Source organism: Kitasatospora viridis (genome assembly GCF_007829815.1).
Classification (GTDB): Bacteria; Actinomycetota; Actinomycetes; order Streptomycetales; family Streptomycetaceae; genus Kitasatospora; species Kitasatospora viridis.
Genome location: NZ_VIWT01000009.1, coordinates 253,181 through 270,933 on the forward strand (window position 1 = coordinate 253,181; position 17,753 = coordinate 270,933).

Here is a 17,753-nt window from a genome sequence, read left to right on the forward strand (position 1 = left end):
TCACGACCGTCTCACTGGACTTGAAATCTTCCGTTCCGACCACGCTGGCCTGTGCGCTGGCTCTCGTCATCACCGCGGACGCCAAGAGCCGCAATCCCGTGGTGACTGCGCTCTTCGCGGTCGCTCTGCTCGTTGCCTACGTCATCGCCGCTTCCTTTGTCGGTCCCTTCTGCGGCAGCACCACGGTGACCTCGGCGGGCCTGACCTTGAGGACCTTGCTGAGGACACGTGTGGTCACCTGGCCGCAGGTGCAGGCGTTCAGGGTCTCGTCCGACGTTGACCGCGGTATCGATCACTGCCTCGTCGAGGTCCGCCTGCACCGGGGGCGGGCGGTGGTCCTGCCGGGCATGGTCGCGTCGAGCGCCGATGACCCTGAGCTCCGCTCGCGCCTTGTGGAACTGCGGGCCGCGTGGGCCGCGGCCCGACCCGATGCGGCGATCGGATAGTCCCGGATCCCCTCAACCATCGCGCTGAGCGGTGCGGCAACGGCTGCATGGAGTCCGTCGAGTGGCGGGTCGTCAGGACGGTGCTGGGGGCCTGCGATGGGGGCGTCGCGTCGTGTGCGTCGCTGTTCGCGAGCCGGCTGGCGGGGCAGCCGCACGCTCGGGCCATGGCCGCCACGTTCGCTGAACTGCATCTGTAGCCTCCAGGGCGTCGGTCGGCATCGGGCTGCTGTGCCCCTTGCCGCTCACGGTCAGGCCCTCGCACGGCGTGCCGCCACTCGCCGACACCCGCGCGGCGTGGCTCGACAGGGCTATGGGCACGACACGGTGACTTCAAGTCAGGCTGTCCGCTGCACTGCCCCTGCAGTTCCACGGGGTGCGGGGTCAGCCCGGGATTCTGGTCATCATCGACCCGCACACGCTGTCCCATACCGCCGTCGCCGTCGCCGCCGGGACGTTCTGCGGGGCTGTGGCCCGGTGCGAGCAGCGGACCGAGCGTTGCTTCGCCGTTGAGGGAGCGCCGGTGAACACGATCCTGCGGTTGCTGAACTGCTGTCGGTGGTCGGGGCCTTCGGGATCGAGTGCCGCATCAGGCAACGTTGGCCCAGGTTCTCGGTGAGAGGATCATTGGCGAGCGCCGGGACTGGGCGGCCGTGGGTAAATCGGGACGGGGAGGAAACGAGGGTGACCGTTGGTGAGGCTTGGACCGGTGACGATCAAGATCACAACGATCGGTGCCATGCGCGCTGGCGAGCGTCGTTGAACCGCTCGACGACCCAAACCGAATACCGGGACGAGTGGTATGACGCCCAGTGCGGAGGATGCCGCTTCTGGATCGCGTTGAGCGGACGACTTGGCCAGGACTACGGGGTGTGCAGCAACCCCGGTTCGTCTTTCGATGGGCGAGTTCGGTTCGAGCACGACGGCTGTGAGAGCTTCGCCGGCCGCGCTGACGGATCCTTCGGGTAGTAGTCGGTCAGGCGGCGTTGGCTCTGGTCACGACCTTGCGAAGGCGGTCATCGGCGGTGCGCTTGTTCCGCCAGATGATGTATCGGTGGATCATGCTGCCCTGAGCCTTGTGGCCGGCGTGGTTGGTACCGTCTCGACGCCGAACCCAACATCGACCCCGCCGTGGTCAACGCCCTCGCCGGCTGTGAGTGGATCAAGAAGAGTCAGTCGATCTGCCCGATCGGCGACCAAGAGCATCGTCCGCTACGGCCGGGTCGACCTGCTCCGCGTCAACGGAGTCGGCTGGATGGAACTGGACCGCCGTGGCGCCGAGCTGCTCCTCCGGGTGCCCATCGAACGCGAGGAGAAGAACAGCGTCGCCATCGCCTCCAACGAGGCGTACCATCACCGCCTTTCGATATGTTCCTCTGGACTCGCGCCGGCGAGTCGCACGCGCGTGTGAGGGGGAGCCGTGCCTGGTGAGAGGCTTGACGCGGAGTGGGTCCGATCTTGGCGGGAGCAGGCCGATGCGGCGCTGACGAAGCTGATGGAGTCGTTCCTCGTGACACACGGCTTTCCGCCCGGTCGCAACGCCGTGCTGCTCGCGACCGACGGCAGCCACCAGGCGACGGGCGCGCTCGTCGACCTGACACCGATTCCCTCCGACCTGACCACGCTTTACTGGGTGATCAGTGAGGCTTCCCTGCCCGATGTCGACAGCGGGTACTTCATCCACGCACCCGCGACGGTGGTGGGTCATTTTCGCGAGTACGGCCCCGTGGTGATCGACAGCGAGTGGATCGCGCTGGTGTTCGCCAGTGATGGCGGGGGCCGCCTGTTCGCGATCGGGGACAGCGGGCAAGTCTGGAAGTCCACTACGGCTTCCTGGGTCGACGGCTTCGACGTCGTTGCGGCCAGCTTGCAGGCGTTCCTCGAACAGCTCGGCCAACGGATCGGGAACCAGCCCTGATTATCGGCCGACCCGCGCACCACACCAGCATGAGGATCGGAACATCATGAGTCGCGAACCGGACCCGGCCGTCCTCTACCCGGATGTGGCCGCCCACGGCAGCCTCGCCGCGGCACTCCAAGCCGAAGCCGCGGCCCAAGGCATGTCCCTTCCCCTGGCCGTCAGCTCGTCCGATCCACTGCGCCATTCCGCGATCACCAGTGTCGTACCGCATCGCCACTCGTCCTACGTCGGGGCGTGGCACCACGAGCGAAGCTGGACCTTCTGGGGCTCGTCCAACAACAGGCTCATGATCTGCGGCAGCACCAAGGACATGCGTGAGCTTCCCCAAGTGGTCCGAGGCTGGGTGGACGGGGCCAGCCTCGACGAGATCGGGAAGACCGCGACCTTCGACCTTCTGACCGGACGTTTCGAGGTGCCCGACAACAACCCCGCCGAGGTCATCGCCTCGGAGTGGCAGTGGCTGCTGAAGGACGCTGGTCGCGCCGACTGGCCGCAGTACCAGGCGCTCATCGAGTCCGCCCACGCCGAACCGAAGCTCCGCAGGCTCTACCCCTACACCAGCCACTGGGCTCTGGGGTTCGCCGAGAAGCCCGACGGTCCCTACTCCGCCCCGTCCTTCGTCTCGATCGGCTCACCCCGGGGAACCGGCGACTACACCATCAGAGAGTGGTGGAACGGCCCCGCCCTCCATCACGTCGCCACAGCCGCCGAAGCGATCGCCATCGCCGTTGACCGGATCCCTGCCGACCTGCTCCAGACGTTCTGATCACCCTGCGAGCTCGATTTTCGGTTGATCGTCACGCGCACCGCCGGGGTACCCGGGACCGTTGCCCACCCGAGTTCCCGGCAGAACCGGGGACTCGCGCGCCCGGCCCACAGACCGTCAGACCCGGCACCAGCTACAGCCGGGTGGACCAGATCGGGCACTCGGCCTGGTGCGTGGTGAGCATGACGACCGTGCCGCCGTCCGTCAGCTTCCGGGTGAGTACGGTCTCGCAGCAGCGGGGCGTGTGCGAGCGGTGGGGCTCGAAGTCGGTCGGGTCGTCCCAGCGGGCGTCGTCGTCCTGGGAGGCCGCCGGTTCCCGGTACGGAGTCCAGGTGTCCGCCCAGCGGGGCGTGTCCGTGAACGGTGCGGCCGACGAGCGGTCGGGCCGTCGGGACGGGCCGCCTCGGCGGGGCACCTGTTCGAGGGGGACCCCGAGGGCGCGGGCTCGTGCGTGCAGGCGGCGGCGGTTGCGGCGTTCGGACATGTGCACACCCTGCCTGGCCCAACCCCGTCTGCGCCAGTCGCGGTCCCCGCTGCCGGGTGCACGAGGCCCGCCGCACGCGCCGGGCAGCGCGGCCGATCACGCGGGGACGACGCCCTGGCCGCCGGCGCCGGTCACACCGACGATGCCCGATACCCGGGCTCAAGCCCGGGCGCGGCGCAGCAGGTAACCGCCGGACACGGCGGCGAGGACGCCCATGCAGGCGGTGAACACCAGGCCCGCGTGGGCGAGGCCGAGGGGTCCGCTGAGCAGGCCGACGCCGATGACCGGGATCGAGATGCCGAAGTAGGCGACCACGAAGAGCGCGGACAGGGCGCCGCCGCGGTGCTCGGCGGGAGCGGCGGCGGCGATCTCGCCCACCGCGCCGCGCAGGCCCAGGCCTTGGCCCGCGCCGCCCACGACGGCGCTGAGCACCAGCGGAGCCAGGGTGGCCGTGGCGAGTGAGACGGCGAGCAGGCCCAGGCCGCAGATCAGCACCAGGCAGCCCAGCGGGACGGCCCGGGCGGTGCCCAGGCGCGGGACCAGGAGCTGGCCCAGGGTCGAGGCGGAGAACGCGGCGAAGACGACGAGACCGACGATCGCGTGGTTGTGGATCCCCAGGTCCTTGGTGACGAACGTGGGGCTGACCGAGGTGAAGACGCCCAGCAGCGAGAACCCCGCGAAGGCGGCGACCGCCGCCGGCACGAACACCCCGCGCACCTCGGGCGCCAGCGTGGGCCGTCGTGGCCGGGCGCTGCGCAGCGGGCGTGCCGCGGGCACGGTCTCCGGTAGGAACCAGGTGACGGCGAACGACGCGGCGAGCAGGGCCAGGTGCACGACGTAGGGCAGCACCAGCGGACCGGGCGCGTACTGCGCGAGCACGCCCGACAGCAGCGGCCCGCAGCCGAGGCCGCCCATGTTGGCGGCGGTCGCGACGAAGCCGGCCCGGGCCCGGCGCCCGGGCGGGGCGAGTTCCAGGACGTACGCGGTGGCGGTACCGGTGAACAGGCCGGCCGACAGCCCGGACAGCAGGCGGCCCAGGAAGAGCAGCGGCAGCCCGCGCAGGCCCTGCTCGGCGAGGAAGGTGACCGCGCTCGCGGCCGCGAAGGCCAGCCCGCAGAGCAGGACGGGGCGGCGTCCGACGGTGTCGGAGGCGTTGCCGACCAGCAGCAGCACACCGATCACGCCGAAGGCGTAGATGGCGAACACGACCGTCACCGTCAGCTCGGAGAAGCCGATCTGGTCCTGGTAGAGGCCGTAGAGCGGGGTGGGCAGCGTGGTGCCGGCCATGCAGACGGCGAACGCGGCCGCGGCCGCGAGGTAGCCGGCCCGGCCCGCGGCCGGCTCACCCGTCGGACGATCCGTCATCCACCCACCCTAGAGGACCGGTTCGGGTGGACCCCGGCACGGCGGGGCCGGACACCCGAACGGCCCCGACCCGACCAGGTGACCGTCGCCGGCCCCGGCCCGACCACCCGGTCCGCCGCACCCGGCTCAGCGACGCGAGCCGTGCGCCCTCACACCGAACGGATGATGCAGCGCCCCATTCGACAAGTCCCCAGCCCCCTGAGCAGCGGCAGGCGCGTGAGCCGGTCACCTACGGACGAGGCCTTGGCCCGTCCCACGCGCTGAGCCGGCGTCACCGGCGCCGGGTCCCAAGCCAACTCCGCGGCCGGGCTGCGCGGCGAAGTCAGCCTGGCTGCCACAGCGGGCAGAACGAACACGGCGACGGGGGCGGCGACCAAGAACGGTCCCAGGAAGTCACCGGCCTGGAACGCGACCGCCAGACCCACCCCCTCCAGCACCAGGACGCCCGCCGCGGCCAGGCCCGCCAGCCAGCCCCGGCTCCCGGCGCGTGCCGGGCCGGGCCGCCGCGAGCCGGCGAGCACCAGCCCGGCCGCGAGCCCGGGCAACAGTCCGACGGCACCCCCGTACAGGGCGGCGAACGGGACCACCGCCAGCATCACCACCAACACCAGCGGATCCCCGCCCGACTGGATCAGCACCCACAGGCCCAACAGCACGGCGGTGGTGAGCCCACCGAAGGCCATGCCCAGAGCGGCGGTTGAAGCGACAACAGCTGGTCGCGAATACAAGATTCCCCCCAAGCAAGCGTCGAACAGCGCGGCTGCCCCCGGTCCGAGGGGTCGCGAGAACGACTCTAGACTCACTTTCGAACGCGTTCAATATTGCTGGCTCCCGCACACCTCCGATGAGCCGGAGCGACACCGTCCGTACTGCGGATCTTCGCCGGGGCAAATCTCGACACGGACCGGACGTAGCCCGCCCCGGGCACGGGCCCGCTACCTTCGGAGCAGGCGCACCCGCGAACGCGGCGCGCATCGACGCCGGCGAGAGGTGACACGGATGGCCGAGGACGCCCGCGAGCACGCCGACCAACTGCTGGCCGCGCTGCGCGTGCTGGGCATCGACTGGCAGCCGGACGCCGTCACCGACGCCTCGGTGCTGGCGGTCATGCTGGCCACCGCCCTGCTGGGCGCGGCCGAGGCGCACCTGGTCGACGCCGAGATCGACGCCTTCGAAGCGGGCGCCGACGTGGAGGCACTGCGCACCGCGTACGGGCCGGTGCGCGAGGAGGTCGTCCAGGCCGCGCTGCCCCCGGGAGTCGAAGCGGACCCGCAGCGGCTGCTCCTGACGGTCCGTTCGGCGATGCTGCTGGACGACCTCACCCGCGCGGCCGGCCCGGACGAACACCACCCCGACAGCCAGACCCTGGCCGCCGCCCGCGACGCCCAGGCCACCACCTCCGCCCTCCTCGCCCACCACTACGGCCCCAGCCTCGGCGAAGACCTCCCGCCCAGGCGCGCCTCACTGTCCCTGGCCGCCGCCCTGCTCCGCCAGCTGGCCACCCGCCTGGCGGACCTCGCCCGCACCGAAGCCGACACCGACTGAACCGAGACGGCGGCCCGATCCCACGGCCGACTCCTTGGACCGGATCAGGCGCTCGCCTCACTCCGTCCTGAACCCCGGACACGGGCACGGACGCTCTCCCCAGGTGCCGACCCAGTTGCCGCCACCGTCGTATCGGTCCGGGCCGTCGTAGTCGGTCTCGCCGCAGGCACCACGGGAGCCATGGCTGTACGCGCCGTGCCCACATGCGACACAGCCCGGCGGCCCCGACCCCTCCGCCCGCCCCGGCGGGAACGGCGACCCGGTCCGCCACACGGCCACGACCCCACCCACGCACAGGACCAGCACCACGATCCCGACCATGCCGACGATTCCGGACGCGCTCATCCAGGGCCCCCTCGTGCCGCCGTGTGGTCCACGCACGGGCGGGGGCCACGGTTCCCTGTAGGCCGCGAGTCGGGCTGATCAAGTATCAGACCACGCGCTCGCCCTGCCGGGGAGCCCAGCGCGGGGTGGGCTGGCTCACCGGCGGGCCCGGTCGCCGTCGCGGTCGTGCACAGCGGCGGCAACCCAAGCCACGGCTGGCACCGCGCAGATCTGCAGGGGCAGCTGAGGGCCTTGCCGCCACAACTCTGCCCATGCGCGGCACAGGTGGATCAGGGTCTGACGGCCCGTCCACCACTGCGAGGAGTGTCCGGAGGCTGTCCCCACGACGTACCTGACCCAACGGCACCACGCCGATTCCACGAGCAGCCCCCGCGCGCAGGACCGTCCCGAGCCGAGGCCTACTGCGGCGCTGGCGATTCAGCGGCGGCCTGCGGTGAGCGTTGGAGGCCAGACCTGCTGCAGGCTGGCGGGGGACGGCTTGGTTGGATGCCCGCATGACGGATTGGTCGCAGTTGAAGCACGCGTACGGCACCGCCGAGGACATCCCGGCCCTGTTCGAACGGATTGACACCGAGCCCAACGACGAGGCCTGGAGCGACCTGTGGTCACGGCTGTGCCATCAGGGAACCGTCTACCCGGCGAGCTTCGCTTCCCTCGCCCTGCTGGCCGACCTGGGGGCCGAGACGGGCAAGGACGGTGACAACGCCCTACTCCTTGCCGGAGCGATCGCCGCTGCTGCCGATGACGAGACCCGCGACCGGCACGGTGCGTCGATCGAGCGGCTGCGGACTCTGGCCCACGCTCGGATCCGCCGACCGGCGGAGCCCGCCCTCTACGTCCATCTGCTGCAGACCGCCATGGCGCTCGACGGTGTCCCCGTCTGGTCCTCGGCCCTGGAGGGCTTGGCCGACGGGAACGTCGAGGCGTTCTGCCCCGAATGCGAGATGGGGGTTTTCGTCTCCATCGGTGAGACCGGCTACTTCTCCGCCGTAGGCGACTGGGAGCCCGGCGACCCCCAAGGCTCACCGCTTCGCCCCGCCGCGCCGGCCGACCTGGAGGGGCCTGCGCGCCTGCTCCACGCCGCCGCCAGCGAGGCCGGCGCCGACACCGTCGCGCTCGCCCTCACCTACCTGTTCGGGGACGGAACGTGCGGCGAGTGCGGCGCCGAGTTCTCGATCGCCGGGCAAGTCGCCGAGCAGTACTGAGACGCCCCGTCGACCCGTTCCTCATCGAACAGCGCACCCGCCCAGAAGCGTCAGCGCCTGGACCGGCACCTGCCTCACATGCCGACAACCCATCCCGTGGCAGACCTACGACACGACCCAACAAAGCACCGCAACCTCCGCCGCCGACCTGGCCGACGCCCTGCAAGGCTTCGCCTGTCGAGATCCACGTCATGGAAGACGGCCTTTCCTCACGCCGCCGCCGGTGAACGCAACGGCGCTGGAGTACTAGTTGTATTCGAACCAGGTCAGGATGGCCTTCACCCGGCGGTTGTCCTCGCCGGAGGGCATGCCGAGTTTCAGGAAGACGTTCCCCACGTGTTTGGCCACGGCGGCGCCCGAGAGGAACAGCTCTGCCTCGATCTCCGCGTTGGAACGGCCTTCGGCCATGAGGGCGAGCACCTCCTGTTCGCGGGCCGTGAGGCGGGCGAGCGGGCCCCGGGGCGGGTCGGCGTGGGTGACGTGGCGAACGACCTCGGGGTCGATCACCACTCCGCCGCCGGAGACCGTCTCGACGGCCCGCAGGAAGTCCGCCACTCTGCCCACCTTCTCCTTGAGCAGGTAGCCGACCGCTCCTTCGGCGCCCGGGCCGTTCAGGAGTTCGCGCACGTACGGGCCAGTGACGTAGGCGGAGAGGACCAGTACCGGGAGGCCCTGGTGCCGCGACCGAATGTCGATCGCGGCCCGGAGTCCGTCGTCGGTGTTCCCGGGCGGCATGCGGACATCCGTGATCACCAGGTCGGGGGTGGCTCCGGCGGCGGCGAGGTCGTCGACGGCGGCGACCAGTTCGTCGGCGTCCTCGCATTCGCGGATCACGTCGTGGGCACTGGAAACCAGGATCTCCCGGATTCCGGCGCGTATCAGCAGACTGTCGTCCGCCAGGATGATTCTCACAATCGATTTCCCATCGCTTTTCCCTGTCGAATTCCGTCACCACGGGGGTTGGGCCGGGGCGGATGCCACGACCTGTGTTCCGCCGCCCGGCGGGCTGATGATTTCGAGGTTGCCACCGACGCTTCGCATCCGCTCACGCAGCCCGGAGAGCCCGGATCCGGTGCTGATCCGCGCGCCGCCGGCGCCGTCGTCGCCGACCAGGACGCGGACGCCGTTCTCGGTGCACAGCATCTCGATCCGGGCGCTCCCGACGCCCGCGTGCTTGGCGACGTTCGTCAGGGCCTCGGAGACCGTGAAGTACACGGCCGTGGCGATCGGCGAGGAGAGCCGGGCGTCGGTACCGGTGCTGGTCAGTTCGACCTGCAACGGTGATCTGGCCGCCAGTTCTCGGACGGCGGCGATGAGACCGAGGTCGCTCAGTTCGCTGGGGTGGATGTCGCGCACCGTCTCCCTCAGCCGTTCGAGCGCGCGCTCCGCCTGGGCCTGGGCCTGGCGGGCCAGCTGGACGATCCGTTCCTGGTCGGTGGCCGTCGCTGCGGCTTCCAGGATTCCCAGGCGCATGGCGAGGGCGACGAGTTCCTGCTGGGCGCCGTCGTGCAGGTCGCGCTCGATGCGCCGGCGCTCGTTCTCGAAGGCCGCAGTCAGCGAGGACCGGCTGGCGCGGAGTTCCTCCAGTTTCGCGAGCAGGTCGGGGTTCCGGCTCCCCGAAAAGGCCCGCAGGAGCAGGTCGCGGAGCAGGGAGATGCCGGCCAGCGCGCCCACGGTGACCGCACCGAGGGCGATTCCCGCGGGCACCGCCACCAAGGTTTCCCACAGGGCGGCCGGTGTGAACGGGCCGACTTTCGCGGCGATGCCGAAACCCCAGAAGATGGGGGAGAAAACCAGCGCCAGAGCGCCGACGAATCCGAAGAAGCCCACCAGCAGCGAGAGCACGGACAGGAGTGCGGCGGTGACGAACACGGGGAGGTCGGTCCGCCACACCGACCGTGTCCGCAGCCGACCGGCCACCCACTGCGGCCAGCTGCGGCCGGCGGGTCGCAGCGGCATCGTGCGGACTCCGCACCACTGCGCCCTGGAGCGGTCCAGTTCGGCCACCACCGGAACCGAGACCGGCGCAACGAGAACGGAAATCAGGAGAATCGGAAAGGCGGCCGCTGCGACGAATTCGGTCAGCAGCCTCCGGGCAACACGGATCTGCGCCATGATCAACATTTTCGCACAGTTCGGACCGGTCGGGCGGTAGATCCAGGTCTACCTCCAATAGCAGTGCAGGCACTCGTGCACTCCACTGCCCGGCCTTGCTTTCCTTGACTCATGACATTTTCCACGACCGCTCCCGTGCCGTGCATTCGTCTGCGCGGCCTTCGGACGGAATTCCCCATTCCCGGCCGCCGGGGCGAGACGACGCGCGTCCTGCACGACATCGACCTGGAGATTCCCGAGGGCCGGCTGACCGCCGTCGTCGGCCCCTCCGGTTCGGGCAAGTCGACGCTCCTGCTCTGCACGGCCGGGCTGGAGCCGGCGACCGCGGGGTCCGTCGAGATCCTCGGGACGGACGTCCGCTCACTCAGCCCCCGCAAGCAGGCCGCGTTCCGCAGCGAGAACATCGGCTTCGTCTTCCAGAAGTACAACCTCGTCAGCTCGCTGACGGTCGAGGACAACATCGCCCTGCCAGCGCGGCTCGCCGGCCGCCGGGTGCCCAGGGCGCGGGTCGAGGACGCCATGGCGCGGCTCGGCATCGCCAAGCACGCGCGGCGCCGCCCCGACCGCCTCTCCGGTGGCGAGCGCCAGCGCGTCGCGGTGGCCCGGGTGTTGGCGAACCAGCCGCGGATCGTCTTCGCCGACGAGCCGACGGGTGCGCTCGACCTCAAGTCGGGTCACGTGGTGCTCGACTGGCTGCAGGCACTTCCCGCGCAGGGGAGCACGGTGCTCATGGTCACCCACGACCCTCATGCGGCCGCGCGGGCCGACCAGGTCGTGGTGATGGGGTCCGGGCGGGTGCACGCCGTCATCCCCGGTGGCGACTCCCGCGCGGTGGGCGACGCCGTCCTCGCGGCGCAGTCGGCGGACGAAGCGGGCGGGGAGGCGTCGTGATCCGGCTCGTACTGTCGGACATCCGCCTGCAGGCGTCGATGTGGTGGTGGACGCTCCTGTGCGCCACGGTCGGCGCGGCGTGCTCGGCGGGCTCGGCCATCGCGATGTTCACCGCCGTCTCGGCGGCGCGGGCGGCGGGTGACGCACGGATGGTCTCCGCGTCGATCGCCCTCGGCGGCAACATCGTCTTCTTCACCGTGCTCGCCGCCGTGGGCATCGTCGCCTCCGCGGTCGGTCTGACGCTGACGACCCAGCGGCGCGAGCACGCCCTGTGGGTGATCCTCGGGATTCCGCGCCACCGGGTCAAGTCCGTCCTGCGGGCGGAGATGGTGGTGCTGGGCGCGGTGGCGGGCGCGCTGGCCGCACCGCTCGCCCTGCTGGTCGCGGGTGTCACCCTCGCGCAGTGGAAGGGGACGGGTCTCGAACTGCACGGGGCCGCGGTCGGGTTCCGGTTCTGGTACGTCGGCGTGAGCGTGCTGTTCGGACTGGTTCCGTGCCTGCTCGGGGGCTGGGGCGTCACCCGACGGGCCGCCAGGACGCCGGAGATGCGCGCCTTCCGGGACTGCTCCGATCCCCCGGCGCGGCCGGGCGTGGCCCGCAGTGGCCTCGCCCTGTGCCTGCTCGCCGGTGTGGTCGGGATGTGGGTCCCCGGTCTGGGCCTCGACCTCAAGGGCGGGCTCGCCCAGCGGACGGCCTTCGCGTTCGCCGGGAACCTCTTCCTCGTCTGCCTGTTGTTGCTGATGGGGCCGTGGGTGTTCACCCCGCTGATGAAGCTCTGGACGGCGCTGGTGCCCTCGCGCGGCGTCGCCTGGCACCTTGCCGTGCAGTCGTGCCGGGCCCGCGCGGCGCGGAGCGTCACCACGGTGCTGCCCTTCGCGCTCTCCCTGTCGTTCGTCGGCCTCTTCATGGTGATGGGCAAGGCCATGCCCGGAGGCAGCGCCGGGCTGGGCAACATCCTGGTCGTGCTGGGCTGGGTCTTCGTCGTCTCCTGGGTCGGGGGCCTCGCCGTGATCGCCCTCGTCGGGCGGGAGCGCGCCCGTGACTGCGCCGTCGTGACGGTGGCCGGTGCGCGGCCGGGCGTGGTCACCCGGTCGATGGTCTACGAGGGGGTGATCTACGCGGGGACGGCGATCGTCTTCGGCGCGCTGTTCCTCGCCGTGTCGAGTCTCACCATCGCCCTGGGCGCCCGGATCGACGTCGCCCGGGTCCTGGCGGGCCTGCCCTGGGCCACGCTCGGGGCGCTCGCCGCCGGGACGCTGGTCACCACCTGCCTCGCGCTGGTCCTGCAGGCGGCCCGGGTGTCGCGCACGGTCGCGGTCCGGGCGCTGCGCTCGTGAACCGGGGTGCGGGGATCCACACCACCGTGTTCGTCGACGAAGGAAGAATTCGAGGGAACCGACCACGCGCACGCTTCTCGCCCTCGGCGCAGCCGCGCCCCTCGGCAAGGGCGGGAAGTCCTAGCCGCCGCGCAGCAGCCAGGCCGGAAGCGCTCGATCGAGCGCGAAAGTCGAACAGGAAAGAACGAATGCCAAGCAACTCCCTCTCCGGAATCAAGACGCCTCGGGCACGGCGGCGCACAGCCCTGGCGCTCGCCGCTTCGATGACGGCTGCCGTGGCCATGACGGCGTGCTCCCACAACCCCAACTCCACGGACACCTCAGCCCCTCCGGCACCGGGTGCCACGCGGGTGAGCGCCGACCTGCAGAAGCTCATGAGTACCGCGCCGTGGTCGTCGGGCCGGTGGGGCCTGCAGGTCGCCGACCTGCAGACGGGGCAGGTCGTCCAATCCAAGGGCGCCGATTCCCAGTTCATGACCGGTTCGACGGCCAAGACCTTCGCGGTCGGTGCTGCGCTCGATGTCCTGGGCGACGACCATCGCTTCCGTACGCCCGTGGTGCACTCGGGTACGATCTCCGCCGACGGGCGGCTCTCCGGCGATCTCATCCTGGTCGGCAGCGGCGATCTGACGCTCGGTGGGCGGACCACCGCGTCAGGCGGACTGGACGTCCCCGACTTCGACCACTACGACGCCAACGCCGTACCCGGCATGGCGACCGTCACCGAAGAGGATCCGCTGGCGGGTGTCGACGAGCTGGCCCGACAGGTCGCGGCCAGTGGAGTCCGCCAGGTCGACGGCGACGTGGTGATCGACAACCGACTCTGGGATCCGGTGTCGATCGGCGGGGTGCCGGTCACTCCGACCATCGTCAACGACAACCTGATCGACGTGCTCATCATGCCGGGCGCGCCCGGCGAGCCGGCCAAGGTCGACTGGCGCCCGAAGACGGCCGCCTTCGGCGTCGACGCGCAGGTGACGACCACGCCCGCCGGAAGCAAGCCGGCGGTGACGACCGAAAGCGTGAGTCCTGGTCATATTCGGGTCCGAGGTTCCGTGCCCGCGGACGTGAAGGCCCCCTTCGTGACGACCTACCAGGTTCCCGACCCGGCGGCGTTCGCCCGCACCGTCCTCATCGAGGCACTCGCCAGAAACGGCGTCAGCGTATCCGCCCCCTCGTTGGGAGCGAACCCCGACAGCAGGCTTCCTCCGTCGACGGAAGTGAGCTCGCTGCCCGTATCGGCGACCTACACTTCTCCGCCCTTCAAGGAGTACGCAAAGCTGATCAACAAGGTCAGCCACAATCTCGGGGCGAACCTTCTGCCGCCGCTGATGGCAGCACACAACGGTCAACGAACCTACGCGGACGGCATGAAGATCGAGGAGGAGTTCCTCGCTCACTCGGGCGTGGACCCGAATTCAGTGAGCCTCGTCGATGCCCAGGGCCTCCCCGGCGACAAGGCGACGCCGACCGCCCAGGTGGCGCTGCTGCGGCACCTGGCACGACAGGACGACTTCGACGTCTTCTACGACTCCATGCCGAGCATGGGCGTCGACGGTTCGCTCGCCGACGTCATCGAGCGCACCGATCCCGCCGCAGGACACATCCGTGCGAAGACCGGCACCCTGGTCAGTTCCTACCAGGGCAAGCTGGCCCTCGGCACGAAGGCGCTCGCAGGCTACATCGATGCGAAGGACGGCCGCCGCTACGCCTTCGCGATCTACGTGAACGACATTCCGGTGCCCAGCGACTCCGTGAGCGATGCCATCGACCTCGCGCTCAAGGCGAACAAGCAACTGGGAGCGATGGCCGCCAGCATCTACGAGTCGCCCAAGGCGTGATGGGCAGCCCGAGCAGGTGATCGTTTCAGCAGCCGGAGACCAACGCCGTTGCGTGCACCGGCGGCGACGTGGTGCAAGCCCGTCCTCCATGACCTGGATCTCGGCCGAAAGGGCGTAGGACTGGGTGGTTCGCAGGTGTTCTCCTGCGTTCGGCCCGCGCCTGCTCGTCGGCTTCTTGCGGCTGTGGACCGCCGCCCGGCACGGAGCGGTCCGGGCGGTGGGCCTGGTCGCCACTCACCCCGGGCTGCTGGGTGCACCGGTGCCCAGGCCCTGGTGGAGGACAGCGGCTTGGCGCAGTGCGGTGCGGGCGGTGGTGTGGTCGCCGAGCAGTGTGGCGCAGTGGGCGAGGCCTTCCAGGGCGCGGGTCTCGTCCCTGGGGCTGTGGATCTGTTGGGCCAGGGCCAGGGCCTGCCGGTAGAGGTCGAGGGCTCGCGCCGGTCCGTCGGTGTCGGCGACCAGTGCGGCCAGGTCGGCGAGCAGCGTGGCCTCGCCGGGGCGGCTGCCGATCTGCCGGTAGATGGCCAGCGCCCGCCGGTACAGCTGGTCGGCGGCTGACAGGTCCTGGTCGGCGTGCCGCACCCGGCCCAGGCCGTGCAGGGAGTCGGCCTCGCTCTGCCGGCTGCCGATCCGTCGGCAGATGGCCAACGCGTCCTCGTAGAGTCCCACCGCCGCCGGGTGGTCGCCGGTCTCGTGCCGGGCCCGGGCCAGGCTCCACAGCACGGTCGCTTCGCCCTGACGGCTGCCGAGTTCCCGGTAGATGCCGAGTGCCCGCTCGTGCAGGCCGATGGCCGCCGGGTAGTGGCCGGTCTCGTGCAGCACGTAGCCGAGGTCGTGCAGCGCGCCCGCCTCCCCCCGGCGGTCGCCAAGTTCCTGATGGATCGTCAGGACCCGCTCCATCAGGGCGATGGCCGCGGGGGAGTCGCCGGTGGAGTGCCGGGCCCGACCCAGGTCGCACAGCGCACGGGCCTCGGCGGGGCGGTCACCGAGCGTGCGGAAGATGGCCACCGCCCGCTCGTGCAGTTCGGCGGCGGCCAGGTAGTCCCCCGTCAGCACGCGGATGCGGCCCAGCTCGTGCAGGCCGGCCGCCTCGCCCCGGTGGTCGCCGAGGTGTTGGTAGCGGGGGAGCGCCTGCTCGTAGAGCTCGGCCGAGGCCTGGTAGTCGCCGGTGGCGTGCTGCACCCGGCCCAGGTCGCACAGCGCGCCCGCCTCGGCGAGCGGGTCGCCGAGCTCCCGGGCGGCCTGCGCCGCACGTCGGTGCAGGTCGGCCGCCTCGGTCCACAGGCCCTCCAGCAGCAGGAAGGCGGCGAGGGCGGAGCCGAGCGAAACCGTGCGGGCCAGCCGGGCGGGCCCGCTCCGTGCGGTGGACGCGACAGCGGGCGCTGCCGCGCTCAGCGCGAGCAGGTTGCCGCGCTCGCCGCGCAGCCAGGCCAGTGCGGCGGTCCGGTCGGGCAGCCGGGGTGCGACGGTCGACGGCGCGGCGGCCGGTGCCGCATCCGGTCGGGGGCGGCGGGCGAGGTGGCCGTCGGCGAGCCGGACGGTGTGCAGGTAGTAGCCGAAGAGCCGTTCCAGGGCCTCCTCATGACGCATCGCCAGGTCATCGGGTGCGCTCTCGGCCAGGTCGCTCGCGTACAGGCCCACCAGGTCGTGGAACCGGTAGCGCTCCGGGGTGTGCTGGCTGAGCAGGCTGTGGTCGAGCAGCGACTCCAGCAGGCGCTCGGCAGTGCGGTGGTCGGTGCCGGCCAGTGCGGCGGCGGCGTACGCGTCGAAGTCCGGGCCGGGGAACCGGCCCAGGAGCCGGAAGAGCTCCTGCTCGGCCGGCGGCAGCGCGCTGAAGGAGGTCTCGAAGACCGCCGCCAGGCTGCGTTCCTCGTCGCTGATCCGGGACAACCGCTGCTGCCCGTCGCGCAGTTCCTCGTTCAGCTGGTCGAGCCGCAGCGTCCGGTCGTGGCGCAGCCGGGCGGCCGCGATCCGGATCGCCAGCGGCAGCCGGCCGCAGTGCGCCGCCAGTTCGGCGCACCCGGGGTGGTCCGCGGGGATCCGGCCGGGGCCGGCGGCCTCGCGCAGCAGGGCCACGGCCTCGGCCTGCGGCAGCACGTCGAGCGGCAGCAGGTGTGCGTCGTCGAGGCCGGTCAGCCGCTTGCGGCTGGTGATCAGCACGAGGCAGCCGGGGGTGGCGGGCAGCAGCGGGCGGACCTGGGCGGTGCCGGCGGCGTTGTCCAGCACGATCAGGGTCCGGGTGTCGGCGATCCGGTCGCGGTAGAGCGCGGCGCGTTCGCCCAGGTCCTGGGGAATCTGCTGGGCGGGCACGCCGAGCGAGCGCAGCAGCCAGGCCAGCGCGTCGGCGGCGGGCAGCGGCGGGGTGCCGGGGGTGTGGCCGTGCAGGTCGAGGAAGAACTGCCCGTCGGGGAACATCGGGCGGACCCGGTGGGCGGCGTGCACGGCCAGTGCCGACTTGCCGACACCGCCCATGCCGTCGATCGCCGAGATCACCACCATGCCCGCACTGCTGCCGCGCGGTGCCTCCTCGATGGCCCGCAGCAGGGCGTCGAGCTCGCCGGTCCGGCCGGTGAACAGGCGGGTGTCGACGGGCAGTTGGCAGCGGATGCCGGGACGCTGGCGGGTTCCCCGAGCGGTCGGCGCGGTCGGCCCCGACGGCGTGAGCCCGCCGGGCGGGCCGGGGCTCGGGCCCGCGGACGCCGCCAAGGCGGGGTCGGCGTTCAGGATGCGGCGCTGGAGCTCGCGCAGCGGCGGCATCGGGTCGACGCCGAGGTCGTCGGCCAGGCGGCTGCGGGTGGTCCGGTAGACCTGCAGCGCCTGGCCCTGGCAGCCGCTGCGGTAGAGCGCCAGCATGGCGTGCTCGGCCAGTTGCTCGTCGTGCGGGTGGCGGAGCAGCAGGGCGGTCACCTCCTCGGCCACCTCGCGGTGCCGTCCGAGGCCGAGTTCGAGCTCCAGGCACTCCTTGTGCGCGCTCGTCCGGGCGAGGTCGAGCCGGGCGGCGTCGGCTTCCAGTGCCTGTCCGGGCAGATCCGCCAGGGCCGATCCGCGCCAGCAGGCCAGCGCGCGTCTGAGCCTGGCGACGGCTGCCGGTGCCGGGCGGCCGCGGGCCTGCTCCCGTTCGCGCTCGAAGACCGTCAGGTCGAGCTGTTCGGCGGCCAGTTCGATCCGGTAGCCGCCGCGGTGCGTGCTGATCAGGGTCGGCGGCGCGCCGCACCCGGACAGGTTGCGGCGCAGCCCGGAGACCACGTCCTGGATCTGGCGGACGGCGGTGGCGGGCCCGTCGGCGTCCCACATCACCTCGATCAGGCGCTCCATCCGGACCACCTGGTTGGCGCCGAGCAGCAGGGCGGCGAGCAGCTTGGCCTGCCGCGGTCCGCCGACCGGCACCTCCCGACCGCCGATCCGCGCCTGCAGCGGTCCCAGGACACCGAACTCCAAGCGGCCGAAACCCATTTCCCCGCCCTCACCGCGCCCGCGCCGCTAGTTCGCCGACCATGC

General features: G+C 71.5%; 15 protein-coding genes and 2 pseudogenes. 10 read left to right on the top strand and 7 right to left on the bottom strand.

The window, feature by feature from the left end:
• Positions 1-20 precede the first annotated feature (20 nt).
• Together FHX73_RS45440 and FHX73_RS44135 are read left to right on the top strand one after the other, a co-directional pair.
• Positions 21-446 (top strand): PH domain-containing protein, encoded by a 426-nt coding sequence (locus FHX73_RS45440; RefSeq protein WP_170305358.1) that lies wholly within the window; start codon positions 21-23, stop codon positions 444-446.
• Between the two features lie 681 nt (positions 447-1,127).
• Entirely contained in the window at positions 1,128-1,412 is a 285-nt protein-coding gene (locus tag FHX73_RS44135) for a DUF3027 domain-containing protein (protein ID WP_145911778.1), read from the top strand.
• Between the two features lie 7 nt (positions 1,413-1,419).
• Here FHX73_RS44135 and FHX73_RS47590 read toward each other — a convergent pair.
• Positions 1,420-1,545: pseudogene (locus FHX73_RS47590) on the bottom strand (transposase); the annotation flags it as partial.
• On the opposite strand from FHX73_RS47590, the pseudogene FHX73_RS44145 reads away from it, so the two are divergent.
• The 3 genes and pseudogenes from FHX73_RS44145 to FHX73_RS44155 form a co-directional block, all read left to right on the top strand.
• A pseudogene (locus tag FHX73_RS44145) lies at positions 1,539-1,794 on the top strand (IS21-like element helper ATPase IstB); the annotation flags it as partial. The pseudogenes FHX73_RS47590 and FHX73_RS44145 overlap by 7 nt on opposite strands.
• Before the next feature lie 69 nt (positions 1,795-1,863).
• On the top strand, positions 1,864-2,361 hold the full coding sequence (locus FHX73_RS44150) for an SMI1/KNR4 family protein (RefSeq protein ID WP_145911779.1): 498 nt from the start codon (positions 1,864-1,866) through the stop codon (positions 2,359-2,361).
• 46 nt (positions 2,362-2,407) lie between these two features.
• Entirely contained in the window at positions 2,408-3,130 is a 723-nt protein-coding gene (locus tag FHX73_RS44155) for a DUF6193 family natural product biosynthesis protein (protein ID WP_145911780.1), read from the top strand.
• Between the two features lie 133 nt (positions 3,131-3,263).
• Here the strand turns inward: FHX73_RS44155 and FHX73_RS44160 are convergent, their stop codons facing one another.
• The 3 genes from FHX73_RS44160 to FHX73_RS45445 form a co-directional block, all read right to left on the bottom strand.
• Positions 3,264-3,614, bottom strand: a complete 351-nt coding sequence (locus tag FHX73_RS44160; protein WP_145911781.1) for a hypothetical protein — start codon at positions 3,612-3,614, stop codon at positions 3,264-3,266.
• 159 nt (positions 3,615-3,773) lie between these two features.
• Positions 3,774-4,979: an MFS transporter gene (locus FHX73_RS44165; protein ID WP_145911782.1), complete on the bottom strand. Its 1,206-nt coding sequence runs from the start codon at positions 4,977-4,979 to the stop codon at positions 3,774-3,776.
• A gap of 149 nt (positions 4,980-5,128) precedes the next feature.
• Positions 5,129-5,662 (bottom strand): hypothetical protein, encoded by a 534-nt coding sequence (locus tag FHX73_RS45445; protein ID WP_170305359.1) that lies wholly within the window; start codon positions 5,660-5,662, stop codon positions 5,129-5,131.
• Positions 5,663-5,978: 316 nt separating this feature from the next.
• On the opposite strand from FHX73_RS45445, the gene FHX73_RS44175 reads away from it, so the two are divergent.
• Together FHX73_RS44175 and FHX73_RS44180 are read left to right on the top strand one after the other, a co-directional pair.
• Complete coding sequence (locus FHX73_RS44175; protein ID WP_145911783.1) at positions 5,979-6,524, top strand: hypothetical protein; 546 nt, start codon at positions 5,979-5,981, stop codon at positions 6,522-6,524.
• An 827-nt stretch (positions 6,525-7,351) separates the two neighbouring features.
• Entirely contained in the window at positions 7,352-8,074 is a 723-nt protein-coding gene (locus FHX73_RS44180; protein WP_145911784.1) for a hypothetical protein, read from the top strand.
• A 246-nt stretch (positions 8,075-8,320) separates the two neighbouring features.
• Here FHX73_RS44180 and FHX73_RS44185 read toward each other — a convergent pair whose 3' ends face one another.
• On the bottom strand, positions 8,321-8,986 hold the full coding sequence (locus FHX73_RS44185; protein WP_145911785.1) for a response regulator transcription factor: 666 nt from the start codon (positions 8,984-8,986) through the stop codon (positions 8,321-8,323).
• Between the two features lie 36 nt (positions 8,987-9,022).
• A complete protein-coding gene (locus tag FHX73_RS44190; RefSeq protein WP_246214261.1) occupies positions 9,023-10,189 on the bottom strand; it encodes a sensor histidine kinase in 1,167 nt (388 codons plus the stop codon).
• A gap of 111 nt (positions 10,190-10,300) precedes the next feature.
• On the opposite strand from FHX73_RS44190, the gene FHX73_RS44195 reads away from it, so the two are divergent.
• The 3 genes from FHX73_RS44195 to dacB all read left to right on the top strand — a co-directional run bounded on the left by FHX73_RS44195 (position 10,301) and on the right by dacB (position 14,258).
• On the top strand, positions 10,301-11,080 hold the full coding sequence (locus tag FHX73_RS44195; RefSeq protein WP_246214262.1) for an ABC transporter ATP-binding protein: 780 nt from the start codon (positions 10,301-10,303) through the stop codon (positions 11,078-11,080).
• Positions 11,077-12,417 carry an FtsX-like permease family protein gene (locus FHX73_RS44200; protein WP_145911786.1) on the top strand — a complete coding sequence of 447 codons (1,341 nt, stop codon included), beginning with the start codon at positions 11,077-11,079 and terminating at the stop codon, positions 12,415-12,417. Before FHX73_RS44195 ends, FHX73_RS44200 begins: the two co-directional genes overlap by 4 nt.
• A gap of 350 nt (positions 12,418-12,767) precedes the next feature.
• Positions 12,768-14,258, top strand: a complete 1,491-nt coding sequence (gene dacB / locus FHX73_RS44205) for a D-alanyl-D-alanine carboxypeptidase/D-alanyl-D-alanine endopeptidase (RefSeq protein ID WP_170305361.1) — start codon at positions 12,768-12,770, stop codon at positions 14,256-14,258.
• Positions 14,259-14,492: 234 nt separating this feature from the next.
• Here dacB and FHX73_RS44210 read toward each other — a convergent pair whose 3' ends face one another.
• Entirely contained in the window at positions 14,493-17,708 is a 3,216-nt protein-coding gene (locus FHX73_RS44210) for an AfsR/SARP family transcriptional regulator (RefSeq protein WP_145911788.1), read from the bottom strand.
• Between the last annotated feature and the right edge of the window lie 45 nt (positions 17,709-17,753).